This is a genomic window from Terriglobia bacterium (assembly GCA_020072645.1).
Classification (GTDB): domain Bacteria; phylum Acidobacteriota; class Terriglobia; order Terriglobales; family Acidobacteriaceae; genus Angelobacter.
Window position 1 is genome coordinate 78,990 of sequence record JAIQGK010000012.1, and the last position, 22,221, is coordinate 101,210.

At 55.7% G+C, this 22,221-nt stretch carries 19 protein-coding genes; 7 read left to right on the top strand and 12 right to left on the bottom strand.

The window, feature by feature from the left end:
* Positions 1-3: 3 nt before the first annotated feature.
* The 3 genes from LAO76_16735 (at position 4) to LAO76_16745 (ending at position 3,697) form a co-directional block, all read left to right on the top strand.
* Entirely contained in the window at positions 4-2,259 is a 2,256-nt protein-coding gene (locus LAO76_16735; GenBank protein MBZ5492569.1) for a TonB-dependent receptor, read from the top strand.
* Between the two features lie 77 nt (positions 2,260-2,336).
* Positions 2,337-3,020, top strand: coding sequence for a DsbA family protein (locus tag LAO76_16740; GenBank protein MBZ5492570.1), 684 nt, complete (start codon positions 2,337-2,339; stop codon positions 3,018-3,020).
* Between the two features lie 8 nt (positions 3,021-3,028).
* On the top strand, positions 3,029-3,697 hold the full coding sequence (locus LAO76_16745; GenBank protein MBZ5492571.1) for a DsbA family protein: 669 nt from the start codon (positions 3,029-3,031) through the stop codon (positions 3,695-3,697).
* Between the two features lie 78 nt (positions 3,698-3,775).
* Here LAO76_16745 and LAO76_16750 read toward each other — a convergent pair whose 3' ends face one another.
* On the bottom strand, positions 3,776-4,105 hold the full coding sequence (locus LAO76_16750) for a redoxin domain-containing protein (protein MBZ5492572.1): 330 nt from the start codon (positions 4,103-4,105) through the stop codon (positions 3,776-3,778).
* A gap of 9 nt (positions 4,106-4,114) precedes the next feature.
* Complete coding sequence (locus tag LAO76_16755; GenBank protein ID MBZ5492573.1) at positions 4,115-4,264, bottom strand: redoxin domain-containing protein; 150 nt, start codon at positions 4,262-4,264, stop codon at positions 4,115-4,117.
* 208 nt (positions 4,265-4,472) lie between these two features.
* Between LAO76_16755 and LAO76_16760 the strand changes: the two genes are divergently transcribed.
* On the top strand, positions 4,473-5,399 hold the full coding sequence (locus LAO76_16760) for a peroxiredoxin family protein (protein MBZ5492574.1): 927 nt from the start codon (positions 4,473-4,475) through the stop codon (positions 5,397-5,399).
* A gap of 88 nt (positions 5,400-5,487) precedes the next feature.
* Here the strand turns inward: LAO76_16760 and LAO76_16765 are convergent, their stop codons facing one another.
* From LAO76_16765 to LAO76_16780, 4 genes are all read right to left on the bottom strand, one after another.
* Positions 5,488-6,600, bottom strand: coding sequence for an MBL fold metallo-hydrolase (locus LAO76_16765; GenBank protein MBZ5492575.1), 1,113 nt, complete (start codon positions 6,598-6,600; stop codon positions 5,488-5,490).
* 221 nt (positions 6,601-6,821) lie between these two features.
* On the bottom strand, positions 6,822-9,389 hold the full coding sequence (locus tag LAO76_16770; protein MBZ5492576.1) for a hypothetical protein: 2,568 nt from the start codon (positions 9,387-9,389) through the stop codon (positions 6,822-6,824).
* 153 nt (positions 9,390-9,542) lie between these two features.
* A complete protein-coding gene (locus LAO76_16775) occupies positions 9,543-10,886 on the bottom strand; it encodes a DUF4349 domain-containing protein (GenBank protein ID MBZ5492577.1) in 1,344 nt (447 codons plus the stop codon).
* Positions 10,883-11,443 carry a sigma-70 family RNA polymerase sigma factor gene (locus tag LAO76_16780; protein ID MBZ5492578.1) on the bottom strand — a complete coding sequence of 187 codons (561 nt, stop codon included), beginning with the start codon at positions 11,441-11,443 and terminating at the stop codon, positions 10,883-10,885. The genes LAO76_16775 and LAO76_16780 overlap by 4 nt, the downstream gene beginning before the upstream one ends.
* 273 nt (positions 11,444-11,716) lie before the next feature.
* Here LAO76_16780 and LAO76_16785 point away from each other — a divergent pair, with 273 nt between their 5' ends.
* Positions 11,717-12,634: an isoaspartyl peptidase/L-asparaginase gene (locus LAO76_16785; protein MBZ5492579.1), complete on the top strand. Its 918-nt coding sequence runs from the start codon at positions 11,717-11,719 to the stop codon at positions 12,632-12,634.
* Between the two features lie 7 nt (positions 12,635-12,641).
* Here LAO76_16785 and LAO76_16790 read toward each other — a convergent pair whose 3' ends face one another.
* From LAO76_16790 to efp, 4 genes are all read right to left on the bottom strand, one after another.
* Complete coding sequence (locus tag LAO76_16790) at positions 12,642-13,610, bottom strand: energy transducer TonB (protein MBZ5492580.1); 969 nt, start codon at positions 13,608-13,610, stop codon at positions 12,642-12,644.
* A gap of 10 nt (positions 13,611-13,620) precedes the next feature.
* Complete coding sequence (locus LAO76_16795; protein ID MBZ5492581.1) at positions 13,621-14,166, bottom strand: adenine phosphoribosyltransferase; 546 nt, start codon at positions 14,164-14,166, stop codon at positions 13,621-13,623.
* Positions 14,167-14,445 (bottom strand): acylphosphatase, encoded by a 279-nt coding sequence (locus LAO76_16800; GenBank protein ID MBZ5492582.1) that lies wholly within the window; start codon positions 14,443-14,445, stop codon positions 14,167-14,169. It lies immediately after the preceding gene.
* Positions 14,446-14,568: 123 nt separating this feature from the next.
* Positions 14,569-15,129 carry an elongation factor P gene (gene efp, locus LAO76_16805; GenBank protein ID MBZ5492583.1) on the bottom strand — a complete coding sequence of 187 codons (561 nt, stop codon included), beginning with the start codon at positions 15,127-15,129 and terminating at the stop codon, positions 14,569-14,571.
* 323 nt (positions 15,130-15,452) lie between these two features.
* On the opposite strand from efp, the gene LAO76_16810 reads away from it, so the two are divergent.
* Positions 15,453-15,683, top strand: a complete 231-nt coding sequence (locus tag LAO76_16810; GenBank protein ID MBZ5492584.1) for a YtxH domain-containing protein — start codon at positions 15,453-15,455, stop codon at positions 15,681-15,683.
* Position 15,684: 1 nt separating this feature from the next.
* Here LAO76_16810 and LAO76_16815 read toward each other — a convergent pair whose 3' ends face one another.
* The gene (locus LAO76_16815) at positions 15,685-17,613 is read right to left on the bottom strand and encodes a winged helix-turn-helix domain-containing protein (GenBank protein MBZ5492585.1); all 1,929 of its coding nucleotides are present in this window, start codon (positions 17,611-17,613) and stop codon (positions 15,685-15,687) included.
* Positions 17,614-17,738: 125 nt separating this feature from the next.
* Between LAO76_16815 and LAO76_16820 the strand changes: the two genes are divergently transcribed.
* Positions 17,739-18,452, top strand: coding sequence for a hypothetical protein (locus tag LAO76_16820; GenBank protein MBZ5492586.1), 714 nt, complete (start codon positions 17,739-17,741; stop codon positions 18,450-18,452).
* An 88-nt stretch (positions 18,453-18,540) separates the two neighbouring features.
* Here the strand turns inward: LAO76_16820 and mfd are convergent, their stop codons facing one another.
* A complete protein-coding gene (gene mfd / locus LAO76_16825; protein MBZ5492587.1) occupies positions 18,541-22,149 on the bottom strand; it encodes a transcription-repair coupling factor in 3,609 nt (1,202 codons plus the stop codon).
* Between the last annotated feature and the right edge of the window lie 72 nt (positions 22,150-22,221).

A 22,221-nucleotide genomic window follows, 5' to 3' on the forward strand; every position in this document is an offset into this window, starting at 1 on the left:
GTTTTGCGCGCGATTCGCTGGTATTTTCTGGCCTTTTTTATCTTCGCCACTAGCTTCTGCACCGCTCAATCGAGCGTGGAAGGCGTGGTGAAAACCGCTGCTGGAGCGCCCATCAGCTCAGCGCAAGTTTCTCTCACTCACGCCGGCGCTTCCATGCCAGCACAGAAGACGGTTGCTGACGCCAATGGCCGGTTCCATTTTGCGGCAGTGAATGCCGGTCAATATGTCGTCAAAACTGAAGCATCGGGATATTTCACCCGCGACTACCAGATGGTTCTGCCGCCGCGCGAAACGGTCTCATTAACGATCGAACTGGCTCCCAAGACCACGGTCACTGAAAACGTGGAGGTAACGGCGCAATATCAAGCGATTGATCCGGGCAGGACAGGCAGCTCACAGACATTCAGCCACGAACAGCTTGAGCGCCTGATGGACCCAATGGTGGAAAACACCAGCAACCTGGTTGCTAACCTGATGCCCGGCGCAAGCCAGAGCCATGACAACTTTATCAACGTGCGCGGCAATGAATTTTCACTGCATGAATTTATTAACGGCGTTTCTTTTCTGGACAACACGCAGCCGCAGTTCAGTCCCGGCGCCAGCCCGCAGATCTTTGAGACAGCTGATCTAATGACAGGTGGCTTCACCGCCGAATACGGCAACCGTTTTGGCGGCGTCCTGGATATTACAACTCGCTCCGGCCGCGACATGCAGGACCATGGGTCAGCAAACTTTCACGGAGCCACGCAAGACAATTACGATATGAACGCCGAATATGGCGGCGCGAAAGGCAAGTTCGGCTATTACGCGTTCGCAGACGGCTTTACTTCCGGACGTTTTCTTGACCCTCCCAACGCTATTGAGCTGCACGATTTTGGCTCTGCCCTGCGCGGCACCACGCAGCTGGATTGGGTGAGCGGAAAAAATAATTTCAAGTTGCTTTTGATGGGCAGTGGCGCAAACTTTCAGCAGCCCAATCTGCCGGAAGACCAGGACGTAGGCCGCGATCCATCGCGCCATCTCCGCCAGCAGACAGCCATCCTCACCTGGGGACACTCGTTTTCTCCCGATACCGTTCTCTCCAGCTCCATCTATCAGCGCATCGGCTCAGACCGCATTCTGCCGACTTCCGATCCCATCACGCCGCTTTCCATTGGATCGCGCAGCACGCTCACCGTGGGAGCAAAAAGTGACGTGGTGCACCTGTGGCATGGGCACGTCTTTAAAGCCGGCGTGGACCTGACGCGCCTGCGTGAATTGGAAAGTTTCTTTATTGACGGCCGTGGCGACGCTGAGATTTTCAATCTTGATGCCAGCGGAGCTTTCAACTTCCGTGGCGGAGTAAAAGGCGGCCAAGCCGGACTCTACCTGCAAGACCATTTTTCGCCATTCAAAAATCTCACTGTGGATGCGGGCGCGCGCTATGACTACTTTGACTTGGTTGACACGCACGTGCAGCTAAGCCCTCGCGTGGGCGTGGCTTATCACATCACGCGCACCAAATCAGTGGTGCACGCTTCTTACAACCGGCTTTTCTCCCCGCCCCCGATTGAATATTCCCTGCTGGCCAGCTTTATCGGCAACAACGCCGCCGATCCCGGCCAGCGCGTAGGCAACGTGCGTGCTTACACGCAAAACTATTTTGAAGTCGGCATACAGCAGGAGCTTCATCCTCAGGTGTCGCTTGAAGTGGATGCTTACACGCACACCGGGCACAACAGTTTTGAGAACCATGAAATCAGCATCTCGCGGCTGTTCCTGCCTATTAACTTCAACACGGCGCGTTCCAGCGGCGCGGATGTGATCCTGAATGTGCGCAGCCTGGAACGGCTTGGCATAAGCGCTCGGGTGGGATATACGCTTTCTCGCACTTTCTTTTACGGTCCGGTTACCGGCGGCTTTACCGGCGATGAGCCTCTTGATCCCGGTGAGCGTATTCAGCCCGCCTTCGATCAGACACATACGGGAACGGCCAATCTCTTCTATCGCAACAGCTGGAGAAGTTCCTGGATCGGCACTGCTTTGCGCTACGGTAGCGGGACCATCGTTGAAAACGGACCACGGCTGGACCAGCATCTTACTGCCGACCTTGGCGCTGGATTCAACATGTGGAAGGCCGAATCCCGCCGCCTTGATCTGGAGCTGGACGCGACGAACCTGACTGACAACCGCTACAAAATATCCAAGGAAAGCGAAGAGATTCCGATTCAGTTTGCTCCGTCACGCACGCTGGGCGGGAGCCTTAAGTTTCATTTCTGAGGCTATTCCAACCTATGTGTGAAGACCGCGGCTCACGTAAAATATGGGGTAAGAGATTTCTTGTTGAGAGCCGGGGAATGAAATTGCGCCTGAATTGGGTCTTGATCGCGGTGTTTATGCTGGCGTCAAGCGTCGCTGTGTTTGCCGTCGATGCCTCGGTGCTTAAGCCGCCTCGCGGAGCTACAGTCGCTATCGTGATGTTTGAAGACATGCAATGCCCGGATTGTTCCAAGGCTTACCCTGCGATCTGGGAAGCCGCCAACGAGCATAAAATCCCGGTGGTGCTACGTGATTTTCCTTTGCCCATGCACAACTGGGCCTTTGATGCCGCGGTGTGGGCCCGATATTTCGACCAGAGATCGCCCAGCACGGGAAATGAGTTCCGTAAGTTTATTTATGCCAACCAGATACAGATCACTCGGGACAATCTGCTGCAGTGGGCGCAAAAATTCGCGGGCGAGAACAAGACCGCCGTCTCCCAGGAGAAGGATCCCGATGGCAAGCTGGCGGATTTGGTGAAAGCAGATTACTTGCTCGGGCAGCGCATTGGCGTGGAACATACTCCCACAATCTGGGTTGTAAGTAATAGCGGAGCTTCTGGGCCTTTGGTGGAAGAAGTAAAAGTGCGGGAGAAGCTGGGCCAGATGATTGAAGACATGCTCAGCAAGGCGCAGCCTGTGACGGCAGCCAAAGTAAATTCCCCGGCCAAGGCCGCAGTCCGCAAGAAAAATATTGTCAAAACCCCTAAGAAGGCAGGATGACCAGCAAAATGAATATATTGGCAAAGCGTTTTATTCACATCGCCGGAGCGCTTGCTCTTGCGCTTGCTCCAGCCGCCAGCCGCGCTGCAGACGGTTCGTCACTCAAGCCGCCGCCGGGCGCGCGCGCGGCCATTGTAATGTTTGAGGACCTGGAATGTCCTGACTGCGCCCGTGCTTATCCGGTGGTTTGGGAAGCAGCCAAGAAGCACAACATCCCCGTGGTGTTGCATGACTTCCCGCTTCAACAACATCCCTGGTCTTTTGATGCGGCAGTCTATGCCCGCTACTTTGACACCAAATCAGAGAAGCTGGGCGACGATTTCCGGGGCTATATTTTCAAGAATCAAACACAAATTGATAAGTCCAACCTGCGCCAATATGTCGAGAAGTTTGCTAATGACAACAAGGCGCCGATTCCGTTTGTTCTGGATCCTGATGGACAGTTTAAAGCCAAGATCCTGGCCGACCGCAATATGGGCACGCAAATCGGCCTGCAACACACCCCAACCATCTTTGTCGTGGGCAGCGGCGGCGCTGCGACTCCCGCCGTTGAGGTTGAAGACCGCAGCAAGTTAGACCAGATCATTGAAGACACGCTGCAGAAATCACCCGCTGCATCAGCGGCGAAGAAGCCCGCGGCCAAAAAGACAACCGCAAAGAAGGCTGCGAAGAAATAACGCCCGTTCGAGAAATAGAAAACGCCCTCCTTCGCCGAGGGCGTTTTTATTTTGGTTTCTTTGCGTTGTGCCGCTTCTCTATTTGACCTTACCCAATTCAGTCACCAGTTCTTCGTAATCCGGCTCCTGGCCAAGTTCATAGGTCTTGGAAAATGCGATTTTGCCTTGCTTGTCCACAATGAAGATCGCACGGTCATTGATTCCGGGCAGCGGCTCGCCCAGGCGCAAAATGCCAAACTGCTGGGCCACACCGGCATGAGGCCAATAGTCGCTCAGAAGGGGATACTCAAGCCAGCCAATCGACTTCTCCTGCCAGGCGAGGTGGCTGTAAATTGAATCCGGGCTGATGCCCACGACCTGGGCATCATGTTCGGCGAACTTTGGCAAATATTTGCCGTACGCCGACATTTCATTCGTTCAAGTTGGGCTCCAATCCAACGGGTAAAACGCAAGAACCACGTTCTTTTTGCCGCGCAGATCACTGAGCTTGAATTTGTGTCTTTGTTTTCCCGTGACCCCGGGAAGCTCAATCTCCGGGGCCATCTCTCCAACTTTCAAAGCCGCCATTCATCCCTCCGGGTAAACTTAACCGGGCTTATACTGCAAGCGCCGGAAACTGCTTGAGAAACCATTCATTTTATCGTGGTCAAATAATTTAAGACAGGGTAGCTTAAAGAAAACGGCAGAAGCGGCCTCGGCATCGAATAGCGTTGGCCCCTGTTTTGGAGAAGTTGCAGGACATTGCCGGCGAAAGCGCACGCTTATAGGAGTAAAAATGCTGGGTTTGGGTAATTACAATTACGGGCACTTTTCCCGGGAACTCTTTCATGATCTTGCCCGCAGCTCATTCTCCGGGCCGGGACCGGGAGTGCAGGCGCCTGACTTCAAGGCCACCACCCTTGATGGCGAAACGGTCCGCTTAAGCGACTACGCCGGGAAAAAGAACGTTTTGCTGGTTTTTGGCTCGGCTACGTGCCCCATGACCGCCGCTTCCATCGGCCAGATCAATGAGCTTTATGACCGTTTTCGCGGTGATGAGATTGAATTTCTTTTTGTTTATGTGCGTGAAGCTCATCCCGGCGAAGTAATTCCCGCGCATAAATCCATGCGTGAAAAGATCGAAGCTGCGCGGCTCCTGCGTGACGAAGAAGACATGCACATGCCCATCATTGTGGACGATCTCCGCGGCACCATCCATCGCAAATACTCCAAGCTGCCCAACCCGGCATTTCTGATCGATAAATCCGGCCGGGTGGCTTTTCTTTCCCTCTGGTCCAAGCCCGCTGGACTCAGCCAGGCCATCCAGGAACTGCTGGACGCACAGGAAGAACGCGGCGTGCACCAAGCGGTGGTCAATGGCGGCCAGGACCTGGATATGCCCATGCCTTACAGCTCGCTCTATGCATATCGCGCCCTGGAGCGCGGCGGAAAAGAATCATTGAATGATTTTCGCCATGCCATGGGATTACCAGCTCGCGTGGCCATGACTGCTTCGCATATCGCGCGGCCCTTGCTGGATAATCCCGGACGCGTGATGTCCATTGCCGCTCTTGCCGCCGCTGTCCTTGCCGGCGGGCTGTATGCGGGTTTTGAATTGCGCAAGCGGCGGCTGGGCACGCAGCGAAATCCTTATCGCGCCTATGAACGCGATAAAGTGCAAGATACAGAAACGGGCAATGATTACGGGGCAGTCGGAATTTAGCTTTGCCGCAAGAGTCCGGCCGCGAATCACAGACGCGAATAAAACCAAGGTTTTGATTCGTGTTCATTTGCGTTCATTCGCTAAGTTGTTATTTCGGCAGACCATCCGGCAAATCTCCCAGCGGTCCATCCAGTTCGCGATACGCTCGCTTCACAAAGACATTGAGGAAGTAATCTTTAAACGCGCCGGCTGTTTCCGAATCTTTGATTCCGATTTTGGCTGCTAATTCAGCGTTCTGCTTGTTCAGGGCTTCTGTGGTCTGTTCCACGGTCATGCCGGTGGCCTTGTCGGCTCTTACCTGCTGCATAACTTCCTGGAAGAGCGCGATGTTGCCGCGAAGAAAGTCCGTGCTTGTTTCGGCATCACCATGACCGGGAATGATTAAGTTGGGCGTGAGCGCCGCAAATTTCTCCAGAGTCCTGAGCCACTCCGCCGGATAAGTGCCACCAATCGCAAAAGGATATGGGGCCAGCAAAATGTCACCAGTGATCAGAATCTTTTCTTTTGGCAGATAGAGATAGGTATCGCCGGTAGTGATGGCCTGTGCATGCAGTAGCTGAATCTCTCGGCCGCCCAGCATGATCGTCATGGAATCGGTGAAAGTCACATTGGGATAGGTCTTATGCAGGGCAAGCTTTTGCGCCAGAAAGTCGCGATCGACGGCAAGCCGATCTTCTGCCGCTTTGACCCGCTCTGGAGGCGCATTCTTGGCTTTGGCAGCGGTGATTTGCTTTTCAAACCCATCCAAAAATTGCGGTAGATCAGCTTTCAACCCTTTTTCATTCCATCGCGGTTCGACCGTTAGCATGAGTTCGCGCGTCTTTTCGTGAGTGATGATTTGCAGTCCGGGAAAGGCCGCCTGATACGTCTGATTGCCGCCCCAGTGGTCCCAGTGCCAGTGCGAATTCACCAGGTAGCGAACAGGCTTGCTTATAAGCGTGCGGATTTCTGCCAGCACGGTCGCTGCGGTTTGCGGCGTGGCACAGGAATCAAAGACCAGAACGCCTTCGTCGGAAATGATTGCCACAGAATTTCCGCTCAGGCCGACGTCTGCGTAAGGCGTGGTGGTGAAGAGATAGACACCTTCCGCTACTTTTTGGCTGGAGACCTTGCCGAAATCCGCGGCCATGCATTTCAGCGGGACGAAATGCACGAACGCCAGCAAAATCACGAATACAAGCGGTGAGCAGATACGGCGCATACTCCTCCTGATGAATGAGTAGTAAGACGCGCTGTGCTTGCTGACGTGAGCGAAATGTGCTTAGTCTGCCCGGCTTTACTGTCCGAACCTGAATGCCACTCCCGCGGGAGCGCGGAAGTTGTTTTGCCTGCGACCCAGAATTTCCGTCCTGCTTTTACTGTAAATCGGATGGGAAATGAGGCGAGGGCGGTGCCGTGCGACGGCACCGCCCTCGATTTTTTTTACGGATGGATTTCCCAGACGCCGCGGCCGAAGCTGGCAACGCGAAGGAAACTTGCATCCGGTGCAATGTAAATATCGTCCACTTCCACAAAGGGCAGGCCGGCGCCAAAGCGGCTCCAGCTTATCCCACCATTGATCGTGCGATAAACACCCAGGAACGTGGCGGCGTACAAGGTGTTCTTGTCCACCGGGCTCACGACCAGGCGTGCGACCGGAACATCTGGCAAGCCGGCACTGGCGTTGACGAAAGTGGCTCCTCCGTCCGTTGATTTGGCTACACGAGAACCGGAAACCGGGCTCTCTGATGCGATATAGAGCGTCGAATTGTCCGCCCACTCCGCATTGGAATTGAATCCCTGCCATCCCGGCACCGTGCCGATTAGCGTAGCCTGTGTCCAGGTGGCGCCGCCGTTGTGAGTTACCACCACAAAGCCGCCGTTGCAAACCACAGCTACGTGGTTTTGTCCGTCTGGCAATGGGCTCACACCAATGCCGTGCGGCGTATCGCGGAAAATGCGAGCGGCATTAATGCCCGGCGAAGGCGGTGTTGACGGGCCCGGAGGGGTCCCACTGCCCGGAATCGTGGTGTGACCAATGTCAGTCCACAGGCCGCCGGCATTGTCAGTTCGATAGATTTCCCGGCTGGTATAGGTGTAAAACACCTGACCTGTGGGATCGGCTGCCGCGGAGGGAGACGCGTAAGCGGTAAAGAAGTTGCCGAAGCGCCGGTTAATGCCGCTGCGGGCAAAGGCCCACTTGGCCTGGATGTTAGGCGGAGTGTTCACCGCCACCACGGTTGAGCTGCCCGGGAAGCTGGTAAATGCAACGTCCTTGTTTACAGGCGCTTTGCTCCACGCTGTACCAATCCCATCACCACCCAGGGTCTGTTCCCAGATAGCGGTGTTGGCCACGCGAGAGAAGGTGCCATTGTCCTGCGTCCCGATGATGGTAAACAGCGGATTATTGGGCGAAACAGCGATTGAATAAGCCAGTTCGGTAACGATGCCTTCGTTCTTGCCATCATCCCAGGTAGCGCCGCCGTCATTGCTGACAAACAAGCCGCCATCACTGCCGAAGAAAACCTGTTTTGTGACAGGCGAAATTGCGGCTGCGTGGTAATCCGCGTGTACGTAGGGCATCTTGAACTGGCCCAGCCAATCGGCCAGGATCCTCCACGTTGCGCCCCCGTCAACACTCTTGGCGGAAGCAAGCTGTCCGCCGATGAACACCGTATTGCGATTAGCGTCATTGGGATCCACCAGCAGCATGTGGTTATAGAAGGCCTGGCCGCCCATCAGGTTCATGTTGGGAGCGTCAGGGTTGGGATTGAGCGGAGTTTTCCCTGGCAAGCCTGTGGGCGTCCAAGTGGCGCCGCCATCGCTGGAGCGGAACAGATCAAGCTGGCTGCCGTCCCGCTGTGTCGCGGTAAACGCGTACACGCCCGCATCACCCGGAGCGCCGACTCCCAGTGTGATTCGCCCTGCTTGAATAGTTCCAGTCGGCGGAGGGAAGGTTTCCGTTAACGCAGCTAACGCCTGCCATGTGGCGCCGTGGTCAGTGGAAACTGCCAGCTTGCCCACGCCATCGGTCGTGGCAGTCGCGGCCACACCCACGACAGGCGCCTCGGTAGAAACCACCCAGCCTCGGCTGGTATTCACGATGCTCCATTCTGGCTGCAGGAAAGCCCCAACAGGCGTGACATAAATCAGCGGGAGGCTGAGATTCAGAGTGAATGTTGTGCCGCCATTGGCCGAGCGGAAAAGGCCTATGTCAGTTGCTGCCAGCACCACGTCGACTGGACCGCTGGTATCCACCTTCAGATCGCGCACGCTGGTCGCTGATGTGCTTCCGAACGTCAGACGAACGGCTGGTCCCCAGGTATTTCCACCATCGGTGCTTTTCAGCACATATGCGCCCGCAGCGGCATTGCCGTCAAACGGATCACCCAGGCCAAGATAAAGCGTGTCTGGAGTCCGGCCAAAGGCCACAGCGCCGCCGGAAGTCGTGATCACGCCATCGGTCAGTGACATCCAGTCCGGCTTGTTCTTCTGGAAATTGGTGGTCTTCCACAATCCGCCGGAAGAAGTAAGAAAGTAAACGATATTCGGGTCAGTGGGATGGGGAAGAATAGTACGGGCGCGTCCGCTATCAGTCACCGTGAGCAATACGCCATTTTGAACATGATTGCTCCTGACCGGTCCTATATTGGACCACATCGGAACTCCGGGCGCGGGAGCAAAACCAAGTACAAGCTGCGGATTCAGCGCGCGTTCCTGCTGCGCTTGAAACATCATGTCGCCGATGAAGTTTGGATTGCCGCTCCTCCGTTGGCGATTGGCTTCCAGGCGCAGAAAAGCATTGTCTGCATTATCGTCCGATGCAGTCCAATCGAAATTCGATAAATACGGGCTTGTGTAGCCGGAGTCATTCGGATCGGAACCGGTAGGAATTACAGAGTTAGGAACTGGAACGGGCTGAGGGTCTGGGCTGCCGGCATTCTGCGCCTGAGTTGCGGATGTGAGTGCGAGAATGAAAGCGAAGAAGAGAAGAGAGGGTGTTACTCGCATGGGACTCGTGACCTCCGTTCGGGAAAAAACGTGGGCTGGGGGAGCCTATGGAAAAACCTGGAACAACTCACATAATTCTACTCGCAAGTGAGCCGCACGTGCAGCAGGGTGACACAAAATGCATTGCTTTCAAACCTTAGCCCGGGAACTAAGTTACGAAGCGGAAGGCATCTCAGGCTCCGCAAATTTGTGGCGTAACTTCTTCCATGCCCACCGCGCCGGGAAGAACAGTACCGCCACCCACAGCAGCAGGCTCGGTCCCGCCGAAAGCAGGAACAGCCCAACATCAATCAATCCCTCCACTACTGTGTTGTAGCCGTCCACGGCGGCATTGCGGAAACGGCTTCCTGTGGAGGGTGGTGTGCCCTGTAATTTGGCGAAATATTCTTCTTTGACGGTAGTGTTCAACGTGGCAAACGCCACGCGCTTGCTCAGCTCTTTCTTTTCCGCCTGCATCTGCTCAATCTCGCCGCGCACGCGGTCAATCTCCAGCTCAACTTTCAGCACGTCCTGAAGCTTGCCGGTGCGCGTGCGCAGGATCTCCGTGAGCCGCTGCTCGGTATGGATTCCATTGGCCAGCCGCGCTTCCAAATCGACGTATTGCTGCGTGACTTCTTCACCGCCCTGCGACTCGTCTTCCACGCGGCCCAGCTTCTTCAACTCCGCCATCGCGGCTTCAAGCTTCTGGGCGGGAATGCGCAGCGTGGCTGTTAGAGAGCGCCCTGCATCGGCCGGTGCGCTCACTTTCAACTCGCCCATATAACCGCTGTGGCGCTTCAGGATTTCTTCCAGGCTGGCGCGCGTTTTGTCGAATTCCTTGGTTGTCAGCGTGAGCCCGGCAACCCGCGCGATCATGGGGACGGTAGGAACCGGGTGGTCGCTGCTGTCCGTCTCGTCGTCCGCATATTTTTCTTCTGCAGCCTTGTTGGTTCTGTTTGCATTGCCGACAATCCCGGGCGCTATCTTTGCCAAATCGCCCATCGCGTTCGATTGGTGAAGAGAATCGTACGCGTAGATTTTCGGCGGTGGTGGGGCGACCGGAGCCGACTTGGGCATGTAACTATCATCCCGGCTATAGCCTTCCAGCTTGGCTTCCTGCCGTTGATAAAGTCGAGCCATTTGATGGGGCCGCGGGCTGAATGTGAGATACGAGAAAATGAACAGTGCTATTGCCGTCGAGCCGCCTGCAAACACTAACTTGCGCCGTGTAAACAGCATGCTCCACGAGTCCCGTACAGAAGCGCTTTTCTTTTTTGGTTCTCTTTTCCTCTGCTCCAACGCTAACGCAAGGTCATTTGATATTTCTGTAATATCCGACTCGTCCACCTCCCACGCCATCATCTCCTGCGAAAGCTTTCTAAGATCGGCTGCCAGCTCCTGGCATTCCGCGCAATGTTCCAAATGCGCTGCTGCCGCGACCGCGCGGTTGGTCGCCAGCTCGCCGTCTAGGTAGGCCATGAGCTCTTCTTGTTCGATAGGATGATTGTGGGTGCTCATGGTTTCGCCTCGCCCTCAGACGCGCCGCGCGTCCTGCTTTGTGCCTTCCGTTTCGGTTCCAGAAAATTCTTTAATGACATGCGCGACCTGAACAGCCGCGACCGGACCGTGTTCACCGACAGGCGCAGCAGCTCGGCAATCTCCGCATAGTTGAGTTGCTCATATTCCCGCAACATCAGAATCTCGCGCTCGCCTGCGTCTAACTTCTCCAGCGCCTGCCGTACCCACAGCGCTTCCGCCGATAGGCCATCTTCCGCCAGCTCATTATGTTCATCGAGTTGCGGCTCATTGCCAGAAAGTTTTCTTCGCTCGGCAGCCAGCAGCTTCAATGCGATCCCATAGAGATACGTCTTGACCAATGATCTTGGTTCGTAACGCACAGCCGCGCGAATCACGGCCAGAAAGGTTTCCTGCGCCAGGTCCTCAGCTCGGTCTTTACTGGCCAGCCTGCGCCGAAAGAAGCCGTATAGCGGCTCACGATAGCGCGCGAACAGCTCTTCAAACGCTTCGCGCGATCCGCGCTGGAACTCGAGCATCAGGGCTTCATCACTGATCATTGGCCGTCATCACCGGTCTTTCATCACCCAGATCGTTGTCACCTGCGGTTGTCCTTTCCTTGCCGCACCGCCCGAAGCGTCTGTTCCAAACCCTTGGTCTCTACATCCTTAATGTCTCAAGTAGAACGAAAGTTCCCGAAAATCTTTCGTGCGGAATTTTATTTATCCAGTGCCAACCGATGCCTCAGACACGGACCGTCTGGCCGAAAGCCAAAAGCCAAAGGCCAATAGCCCTCTGTTAAAATCTCTGCAGTTTTACTGAGGCTAAACACTTTGAGACAACTCCCTGCAATCGTGGTCCATGGCGGCGCCTGGGCCATCCCTGACGACATGGTTGAAGCCCATACTCGTGGTGTACAAGATGCCCTGGATAAGGGCTGGCACGTTCTGGAAGGCGGCGGCTCAGCGCTGGATGCCGTGGAAGCCGCAATCGTCTGCATGGAAGACGATGAAACCTTTGACGCGGGTCGCGGCAGCTTTCTCACGCGCGACGGCCGCGTGCAACTCGACGCCCTGATGATGGATGGCGCGACTTTGCGGGCCGGTGGCGTTGGCTGCGTGGAGCGCATTCGCAATCCCATTCGCGCGTCGCGGCTGGTGTTGGATAAAAGCCCTCATGTTTACTTTGTCGCGGAAGGCGCGGAGCGCTTTGCCCAGAAGCTTGGCATGCCGCTTTGCCGCAATGAAGAGTTGGTCATCGAACGCGAGATCCAGCGACTGAAAGAGGCACAGGAAAAAGAAGCTGCCGGACATCCTGACCTGACTTTTGCCGGCCCCCTTTCCAGCCATGACACGGTGGGCTGCGTTGCGCTCGATGTGAATGGCAACATTGCCGCAGGAACTTCCACCGGCGGCACGCTGAATAAAGATCCCGGACGCGTGGGCGACTCTTCGCTCATTGGCTGCGGCTGCTATGCCGATAACCTAAGCGCTGCCAGTTCCTGCACCGGTTGGGGCGAGCCCATCATGAAATTGGTGCTGGCCAAATGGGCCGCAGACCGTGTACGCACCGGCGGAGCGCCGGATGCCGTGGCCCAGGAAGCGATGCAGTATCTGAAAAATCGGCTCAACGGACACGGCGGCATGATCCTGCTGGACCAGCGTGGCCGCTTCGGAATCGCCCACAACACGCCGCGCATGGCCTGGGCTTACAAGAATACCGAGCGCGAAAAAGTGGGAATTAACTGCTAGCGGTTGATCAAAAGCGGTTGAAATTTACCTCTACGTTCATTTCCATTGCTATGGCACGGCCATCGCAGGTAGCGGGCTTGAACTGCCATGTGCGAACTGTTTGCTCTGCACTTTCAGAAAAGCCGTAACTATCAGGGGTAAGGCTCCGGGCCATTGGGACGGTCCCATCCTTGGCGACAATCACATTGAGAACCACCATTCCCTTTTTTGATTCCGCGGACGCACGCTCGGGATAAGAAGGTTCAGGAGTGTGCTGAGGTTGGGGAGGTTGTTCGTTCGCGCAGCTTTCCATTGCATTCTCCTGCGGCTTAAAGAGCTCTCCGGAAAGAGTAGCCGAGGCAATATGAACGTCAGTCGCCTCAATGGGGGCCATGTGTTCGCGAACTATGGTTGCTTTTTGTGGATATTCCTGTGTGCCCAGTTGCGTATAGTCCGTGAATTCCTTCCAGCTTTTGCCAAAGCTTCTGCGCAAGAGGACCGGTCGCGCAGTATCAAAGCAGAGCTTCTCTGTCGACGTAAATTTTGTGTACGCGGTTTTCTTGTCGAAGCACCAAGCCCGGTGTTCACCGATGTTTTTGGCGTGCGCTTTGCTCAAGTTGTACTTGGCATCGTTGTTTTCCATCCTTTTCAAATATAGTGGGTCCCAGCTTCTGTCAAAGTCAATAAGCCCGCTTGCGGCAAGCAACGTCTGGCTGGGGACAATATAGCTGGCGCGATTGCGACGAATCTGCACCTCATCTTTCCCGTTTATCTTTAGTTCCACACGGGAAAGCTCGTGATCGCGAGAGATAGTAAGCGTGCCGGCCTGCTCTCTCTTGCTGTCACCCGGATTTACGATGACCCGCGCCGTCAGGACATACGAACCGAGTTGCGAAACGTCTGAGGCATTGTGCGCAGCATCCAACAACTGCTGCGGATCAGGAACCTTTTCGGCTGACGCTGCCATCAGCCCAAGGCAGAGCGGCAATATCCACAAGAAATTCTTCCTACTTGTCATAGTGCAGCAACGAAAACACTTCCGTTCCCGGAAACTTTTTTCGTCCATTCAAAAAATCCAGCTCCACTACAAATCCCATGCCTTCAACCTTGGCGCCCAGAGACTGCGATAGTTGCAGGCAGGCATTGGCCGTCCCGCCGGTGGCAAGAAGGTCGTCCACGATAATCACTCGCTGGCCCGGCTTGACGGCGTCTTTGTGGACTTCCAGGGTGTCCGTGCCATATTCCAGGTCGTAAGTCCACTTTACGGTTTCAGCGGGCAGCTTGCGCGGTTTGCGGATAGGCACAAAACCGGCATTCAGCCGATACGCCAGCGCCGGCCCAAAGATGAAGCCGCGCGCCTCAATGCCCAGCACGAGGTCAATATCGTGGTTGATGTAATGCTCGGAAAGCGCATCAATGAGCGTGGCAAAGCCGGCTTTGTCTTTTAGCAACGTTGTAATGTCATAAAACAAAATTCCCGGCTTGGGAAAGTCAGGCACTTCGCGGACCAGCTTTTTCAAATGCTCGCAGTTCATTGCGGTCTTCGGCTCCATCTACCATGCTCCTTCAATGCGAAAAGTTGTAAGACCATCCACCGGCTCAGCCGGCAATTCTGTAACTTCATCCACACGCGCCGCGCGCGGCCCCTGGCGCAGTTTGCCGGCAAACGCCGCATGCTGCCGATCGCTGCCCATGGCTAGCGCTTCCACAGTGCCGTCAATGTTGTTCCTGACCCAGCCGGCCAGTCCCAGCGAGCGCGCTTCATGGTCAACAAACCAGCGGAACCCTACACCCTGCACACGTCCGCGAACAATGTAACGTTTGGCAATCATAAATTATTGCTGGTATATCACCCGTGACGCCTGCTGAAATTTTCGGGAACAGAACACGTGTCAGGGCATGACTTTGTCGTGGCGCAATGCTCCATAAAAATGGAGCTTTTAGCCCCTGAGCAACTACGCTCTTGAAAGATAAGCGCCTTCAGCCGTATCCACGCGGATCTTTTCACCTTCATTGATGAATGGCGGCACCTGTACGATCAGACCGGTCTCAGTCTTGGCCGGCTTGGTTACGCTGGATGCCGTGGCTGACTTCAACCCCGGCTCAGTCTCAACGACAGTTAATGTGACAGTCTGCGGCAGTTCGATGCCCACTGCCTTGCCGTCGTAAAACTCAACTTTAATCTGCAAATTCGGCGTCAGGTAATCGACGGAGTCGCCCAGCGTGTCTTTGCTCAGGTGTGTTTGCTCGTAATTCTCAGTGTTCATGAAGCAGTAGCTGTCGCCATCCTGGTAAAGGAATTCCATGGGGATTTCATCCACCGTGATCTTCTCAATGGGATCGCTGGAGCGGAAGCGATGCTCAAACATGGCGCCGGTGCGGATGTTCCGCAGCTTGGCCTGGATGAAGGCTCGCAGGTTGCCGGGCGTGCGGTGCTCCACGGTAAAAACGAGATGAAGGTCGTTGTTGTGTTTAATGATCATCCCCGGACGCATCTGGGTTGCTGGAATTGCCATGTGTTCAACTCTCTCCTAAGAACGATTGCTGATTGGTGAGTCTTGCCTGCTCTCTTGCGGGATAAAGCAAAACAGGCGGCCAAACCTGCTGTTGCGCAGCGGCCTTTAGACGAACTAAAAATTTTACCTCAAATACGTCCTTCTCTGCATGCCTCCAGCCATTCCCGGCGATTTCCGGCGTCCCAGGCCTTTAGGGACAACACCACAACGACCTCAGTTTTCTAAGTCTAAAGATAGAAGCCTTTTGCCGGTCGAAAGCCGCCGTCAACAACTCCAATGAGGAAGCATGAGAAAGTACGCGCTATGAAGGTCCGTGGTGGGAGATGGAGAAAGGATCTGAACGCAACCAAACCTCGAATGCGGTGGGCTGGCTCCTACTGGGAATAGGGATCGGCGCTGCCGCTGCTCTATTGCTGACTCCGTCCACGGGCCGCGAGCTGCGTAATGCGCTTGCTTTCGGCTACCGTCGAACCCTCGACGGCGTGAGCCGCGGCACGCAGCAGCTTCGCCGACATGGCTCCAACTTGATCAGATTCAGACGCCGGTCAAGCTAGCTCACCTCTCGTCAACATCAATCGCATATATGTCCAGAGCGGAGCGACGAACGGAAGCTAGGAAGGAACCATCAGGAGCAATGCCTTCAAAGCCGCACCGGACCGCGCCTGCTCCCAACAGCTTGCTGAAATCCAGGACGCGCTCCGTAGCAAGGGTCTGGGAATCTAACCTGAATACCGCTTCCGCTGGATCAAAGATGTCTTGAAAATAGAGATAGTGTCCATCTCTTGACCATTCCATGCGTGCGACTGACTTCGCACTGGCAGCACGAATCCATTTCTGCGAAGCGGCATTGAAAAGATATAGAGTTTTTGTATCATCGGAGCTGGCAGCAAGAAACCGTCCGTCCGGCGACCAATGCATGTTGCGCATGCCCTGAGATCCCGGAAACACTGAGGTTTGCCCGCTGGTGAGATTTACGAGCGTCATCGGTTCATCGGGCTCGGAACCGGCCAATATGTCGATGATGACGGATTTTCCATCAGGTGACCAATCGGCAAAGCTGCGATATTTTTTGTCCTCTTTGTAAACCTGGGTGGTCGCTCCTCCATTGGCAGCCACCACGAACGCTGTATAGCTCACATCTGGAAGGTCTGCTACAAACAGGATCTCTTTGCCATCATGCGACCATCGCGGCCTAAGAGCATGCATAGGTGAAGTGGTAAGCTGCAATCGCTCGGACCCATCGGGCCTGGAGCGCCAAAGAATCAGGCCTTCGCCAATGTAGGCTATCGGGAAGATGCCTTCGGCCTCGTGCAGGACCCAGATGTCTCCACGTTTATTTTCTGCGGCCGTAAATACATAGTCCTTTCCATTGGGCATCCACATCCCGCAACAAGCCGGCGTTTGGGGTGGCAGGCCCAGGGTTACCGGATGAGGGTCTGAACCATTGGGGGAGGCTTCCCAAAGTGAAGGTTCTGACTCTGATCCTTCTTTCACCACGGTAAATCGAAAACGGCTTCCATCGGGGTGCCAGTGAAAATCGGCTGCACGGCCTTGGACTGAAAACAGTTCGTCGCGATTACGGCCATCCCGATCAACAGAAAAGACTTGATGACCTATGGCCGCAATGACGCGCTTGCCATCAGGAAACCAGGTGGCGGAATCCACCGTCACGTCCCCCACCCGAAGAGGAGGGCCGCCTTGAACCGGCACAATCCATAACGGCATGTTGCTGATTGAATCCGTGAAGCTGCTGACCAGCCACTCCGTCCGGTCCGGCGACAAGGCCCAAACCCTCGTCTTAGGAAATGGAGCTGTGAACGGAAGCTCCCCTCCACCGCCTATGGATGTCTGCATCAGCGGCCAGAGGCTTCCAGTTCGTTCCATGAAGATCAGCCGAAGGCCATCGCTGTGAATTCCACCCCCTGCGTCCACCTTCCCGGAAAATGTGATTCGCGTGAGCTGGGGCGGCTTTAGTGGCGACGGTTGGGAAATAAACGTAGAGACTACGCCGACTACGGCGATCCCCAGCATCACAAAGATCAGGCGCTGGAGGTTTCGACTCCAGCGGTTCTTGGATTGCACAGGAAGCGCAGTGGCGATAGCAGGGGCTTCTGCGGGTGGCTGAAGCGCAGCTGCTGGGGACAGTTCCGGCTCCGGTTCGACTATTCGGACTTGGACGGTGAAACGATATCCCCTCTTAGGCACAGTCTGAATAAGGACCGTCCCGCCCGTTCCGTTCCCCAAAGCCTTCCGGAGCTGGGAGATATTTTGCGCCAAAGCCTCATCACTGGCAAACGTGTCCGGCCAGAGGCGCTTCATGAACTCGTCCTTTGTCACCAGACTTCCACCGCTCTCCACCAGGATGACAAGAGTCTCAAATACCTTGGGCTTCAATTGGATAGGTACGTTGTCGCGAAGCAAGAGCTGCTCGGCTGGATCCAATCGGAAACCACCGAACTCGTAAATCTTGCTCGCCTCGGGCATAGGACACTCGTAAAGGAAATGGCTCAAGATTTTATCAGGAAAAAATTAGGTTTTGATCAAGACGTATCTTCGTTCCCTGCGCGAATTTAAGCCTTGAACTTACAAGACTTTAGAAGGAGATTTTCATGGCAAACATTCAACGCCGAGAGCTTATGAAGGGTATCTTAGCAATGGCAGGCGCAATGGCAATGCCGACAGTGGCTTGGGCGGATCAGTCTATTGAAGGCCAAATGATGGATATCTATCGTCTTGCTGGGGTAGAGGCATCGCACCACCAGCTTCTCGGGGGGTTTCCCACCTTCTGCACAACAGCCATCGGAAGCGACCCACTAACTAAAGGGGACAAAGTAATAAAAGTGTTCTTAATCAAACCTGAATTTGACGATTGGAAGGATGTTGCACTCACTGCGCTCGGCAACCCGCCTCTCAATGATTTCGCGGGCCGAATGAGGGCGGCCCATGACTACGCCACCGCGCATGGATATCTCGCGGGGTTCCCTAACTATTTCGACGCTCCGACTGGACTGAATGGGACAAGGGTCTGTGGAACAATACTAATCAAAAAACAGCCCAATCCTTCGCCAATTACATTGACCAATCTTTCTCTAGCTGAACTTGGAGTTGCCAACATGAACGACACCCTGGGCCTCTTCACGGGCATCAGGAAATATTGTGCGCTGAGGGGCTTTGCTGCCGGATATCCTAATATGCACCATGCGAACCTTAGCAAGACTATGAATCACGAACAAATTGTTTGTGGAGTGGTTCTTTTCAGAGAGAGTGCGGTCGCAGCTTCCACGGTGACAGCCCGGACCTCCTTGAATATGGATGCCTGTTGAAAAGCAATGCGATGGAATTTGCGAAATCTTAATTTCATCGACCGGAAACCGCCGCGGGCTGCTCACTCTTTGGAAAGGCCAAGCAAATTTACTTTGCCTGCAGCCACGTCTGCGCCACCACCTCGGGACTCAACTCGCGCAGCAAGCCATTGATCTGGTCAATCACAGCTTCAGGCTGCGTGGACTTGATATTGAACTTGAGCACGCCTCCGGGCGAAAATTGTGCGCCCCGGGATTGCGCCACGAATCGCGCCAGCCGCTCGGGCTCAATCGACGCCTGCTCCGTGAACTTGATCGTTACTGAATCGCGCTTGCGGTCGATGGCCAGCACGCCCACTCGCTCACACAACAGCTTGAGCGCGGACGCCGCCAGCAGGTAGCGTACCGGCGCAGGCGGTTCTCCATAGCGGTCTTGCAGTTCCTTGCGGACATCGTCCAATGCGGCCTCGCTCTCAACGCCTGCGGCTCGCTTATACATGCGCAGGCGCTGGTTCTCTTCTGCGATGTACGTCGGCGGAATGCGCAGATCAATGCCGAGGTTGAGCTGTGTGCTGACCTTGTCGGACAGCTCTTCGCCTTTCAGTTCGCGGATAGCCCGGTCCAGCATGCCGGTATACATTTCAAAGCCCACGGCGTCGATGTTGCCGCTCTGCTCGCCACCCAGCAGATTTCCCGCGCCACGCAGCTCAAGATCAAGCGCGGCGATCTTGAATCCAGCGCCCAGATCGGAAAATTCTTTGAGCGCAGCCAGCCTGCGTCGCGCCACCGGCGTAAGCTCCTGCTCCGCCGGTACCAGCAGATACGCATAGGCCCGGCGATTGGACCTGCCCACGCGCCCGCGCAGCTGGTAAAGCTCAGAGAGGCCGTGGCGGTCAGCGCGATTGATGATGATAGTGTTGCACAGCGGAATGTCGAGGCCGTTTTCAATGATCGTGGTCGCCACCAGAATGTCCGCTTCATGCCGCACAAACGCAAACATCACCTTTTCCAGCTCGCCCTCGGACATCTGTCCGTGACCCACAATCACGCGCGCCTTCGGCAGCATCTCCTGCAGCTTGGCGGCAATTTCATAAATGGTTTCCACGCGATTGTGCACAAAATACGCCTGCCCGCCGCGCTCCAGTTCATGCTCCAGTGCTGACTTCACCAGCTTTTCATCGTAAGCCGCAACCACTGTCTGTATGGCCATGCGATCTTTCGGCGGTGTTTCAATCACGCTCATATCGCGCAGGCCGACCATCGACATGTGCAGCGTTCGCGGAATCGGCGTGGCGGACATGGTAAGCACGTCCACTTCTTTCTTCAGCGTCTTGAGCCGTTCCTTATGCCGCACGCCGAACCGCTGTTCTTCGTCGACTATCACCAGCCCCAGGTCCTGGAACTTGATGTCCTTGGAAAGAATGCGGTGCGTGCCGACGACGATATCGACTTTCCCTTGCTCGATCCGCTCCACCGTCTCTTTCTGCTGCTTGGCGTTGCGGAAGCGGCTCATCATCTCAATCGTGATCGGAAAAGCCGCGAAGCGGCGCTTGAAGTTTTCAAAATGCTGGAAGACCAGAACAGTCGTCGGCGCCAGCACCGCAACCTGTTTATTGTCCTGCACGGCCTTGAACGCCGCGCGCATGGCGACTTCAGTCTTGCCGTAGCCCACGTCGCCACAGAGCAGGCGGTCCATGGGTAGTGTCGATTCCATATCACGCTTGATGTCCGCCGTGGCCGTGAGCTGATCGTCGGTCTCGTTGAACTCAAAGGCGTCTTCAAACTCTTTTTGCCATTGCGTGTCCGTGGGAAAAGCATGGCCCTGCGCGGCTTTGCGCGCGGCATAGAGCTTGAGCAGCTCGTCGGCCATGTCTTTCATCGCGCTCTTCACACGCGCTTTGGTCTTGGCCCAGGCCGTTCCACCCAGCCGGCTCAGCGGAGGATGCACGCCTTCACTCGACCGATATTTCTGAATCAGGTCCAGCCGCGTGAGCGGCACATAAAGCTTCGCAGCCTCCGCAAACTCCAGCACCATGTATTCCCCGGTGATATCGCCCTGCTCAATTTCCTTCAGCCCCTGGTACATCGCAATTCCATGTTCGATGTGTACAACAAAGTCACCCACCGCCAGATCGCGGAAGTCTGACATGAACGCCGCTGTCTTCGATTTGCGGCGCAATGGCTGTGCGGGCTCGATCTCTGAATCGTCAAACAGATCGCGCGCGCCAAAGATCACCAGGCGCGCGTCGGAAAGCGCCACACCTTCCGGCACCGCGGCGCGGACAATTGTTGTAGTAAGAAGATCGCCGGAAAAATATGCGGTTTCGTCCAGATACGTTTCGCTGCCCGGAACGGGCGTGCGCGTGCCGAGCCGGAACGGTACTTGATACTCCGTAAAGATGTCGGCCAGCCGTTCCATCTCGCCGGTATTGGGCGCGGCAAACATCACGCGCTGGCCCTGCGCGGTAAGCTTCTTTACTTCCTCCACCATCGCCGGTACCGACCCGTGAAAGCGCGAGGTTGAGTGCGCGGGAAACTCAATTAGAGACTGGTCTGGAACCTGCGGATCAACTAGCCCCAGCTCTTCTTCCGCGTGTGCAATCCGCAAGACATTCAAGTGCTCAAGACTTCCGCCCGGCAGCCGTGTGATCAGCGCGTTCCATTCATCCGGAGGAAGATAGATATCTTCCGGCTTTGCCAGCTTGCCCACCAGGCTCTGCTCGTGTCGCTGGACAACTTTTTCCCACCAGTGTTCCTGCTCAGCCTCGATTGCCGTCGGCTCGTCCATAAAGACCACGGCATTGGGCAGCAGATCAAACAGCGTTCCCTTGGCTCCGGCGTTGGCGTAAAACTCCCAGCCGGGAAAGACAGAGACACCGGTATCTGCCAGCGCATGCCGCACCGCGTCACCTTCACCTTCCAGCCGAGCGCCGGAAAGCCGTGCATGAATCTCCGTGAGCAGTTCTTCGCGGACAGGCGTCTCAGATAACGGCAGCAGCACAACCTCATCCACGGCCGACGCAGACCGCTGCGTGCCGGGATCAAACTTGCGGATGGACTCAACCTCATCGCCAAACAACTCAATGCGCAACGGCCGATCAGCCTCAGGAGGATATGCATCCAGCAACCCGCCACGTACCGCGTATTGCCCCGGCATCTCCACCACGTCAACCGCTGAATAGCCAATGGTGTTCAGGTGCTCGACCAGTTCTTCCGGGTCCAGCATGTCCGTGCGCCGGATGATGCGCGCCAACCCGGAGTAGTGCTCTGCCGAGCGCAGCCGCATGCTGGCCGCGTTGAGCGGCACAATCACAATCGAAGCCGCGTTGGTGGAAATCTTCCACAACGCCGTCGCGCGCTCTTCCTGTATATCGGGATGCGGAGACATATTCTCAAACGGCAACACGTCATAGGCCGGCAGCTTTACTACCGACTGAGGACTGCACGCGCCGGTCAGTTCGCAGAATGACTGGATTACGGGGCAGACTGCCTCAGCCGCACGATTGTCTGCGACGATCAGGACCAGCGGCACGCCCGCAGTGCGCTGTAAATAGGGAACCAGAAGGGCTTTTGCTGTAGAGATGAGCCCGGACAGGCGAATACGCCCCGCAGGAGGTTTTGACTCCCCCCTCCGTTGCTTTAAATATGAGGCCGCCTGCTGGAACCCAGGGCTTTTTTCCACGTCCGCCAGGACTTCGCGGACGAATGGAAGGATCACTTGCCTATTCTAACAAAGCCTCTGAGTTACCCCGGATGACAGGCTGCCTCTCCCAAGAGAGGTACACGGGAT

Bases quoted from the DNA above. Each gene is read 5' to 3' on its own strand.
- LAO76_16740 (MBZ5492570.1), top strand. From the start codon at position 2,337: ATGAAATTGCGCCTGAATTGGGTCTTGATCGCGGTGTTTATGCTGGCG.
- LAO76_16745 (MBZ5492571.1), top strand. From the start codon at position 3,029: ATGAATATATTGGCAAAGCGTTTTATTCACATCGCCGGAGCGCTTGCT.
- LAO76_16750 (MBZ5492572.1), bottom strand. From the start codon at position 4,105: ATGTCGGCGTACGGCAAATATTTGCCAAAGTTCGCCGAACATGATGCC.
- LAO76_16755 (MBZ5492573.1), bottom strand. From the start codon at position 4,264: ATGGCGGCTTTGAAAGTTGGAGAGATGGCCCCGGAGATTGAGCTTCCC.
- LAO76_16760 (MBZ5492574.1), top strand. From the start codon at position 4,473: ATGCTGGGTTTGGGTAATTACAATTACGGGCACTTTTCCCGGGAACTC.
- LAO76_16765 (MBZ5492575.1), bottom strand. From the start codon at position 6,600: ATGCGCCGTATCTGCTCACCGCTTGTATTCGTGATTTTGCTGGCGTTC.
- LAO76_16770 (MBZ5492576.1), bottom strand. From the start codon at position 9,389: ATGCGAGTAACACCCTCTCTTCTCTTCTTCGCTTTCATTCTCGCACTC.
- LAO76_16775 (MBZ5492577.1), bottom strand. From the start codon at position 10,886: ATGAGCACCCACAATCATCCTATCGAACAAGAAGAGCTCATGGCCTAC.
- LAO76_16780 (MBZ5492578.1), bottom strand. From the start codon at position 11,443: ATGATCAGTGATGAAGCCCTGATGCTCGAGTTCCAGCGCGGATCGCGC.
- LAO76_16795 (MBZ5492581.1), bottom strand. From the start codon at position 14,166: ATGGAGCCGAAGACCGCAATGAACTGCGAGCATTTGAAAAAGCTGGTC.
- LAO76_16800 (MBZ5492582.1), bottom strand. From the start codon at position 14,445: ATGATTGCCAAACGTTACATTGTTCGCGGACGTGTGCAGGGTGTAGGG.
- efp (MBZ5492583.1), bottom strand. From the start codon at position 15,129: ATGGCAATTCCAGCAACCCAGATGCGTCCGGGGATGATCATTAAACAC.
- LAO76_16810 (MBZ5492584.1), top strand. From the start codon at position 15,453: ATGGAGAAAGGATCTGAACGCAACCAAACCTCGAATGCGGTGGGCTGG.
- LAO76_16815 (MBZ5492585.1), bottom strand. From the start codon at position 17,613: ATGCCCGAGGCGAGCAAGATTTACGAGTTCGGTGGTTTCCGATTGGAT.
- LAO76_16820 (MBZ5492586.1), top strand. From the start codon at position 17,739: ATGGCAAACATTCAACGCCGAGAGCTTATGAAGGGTATCTTAGCAATG.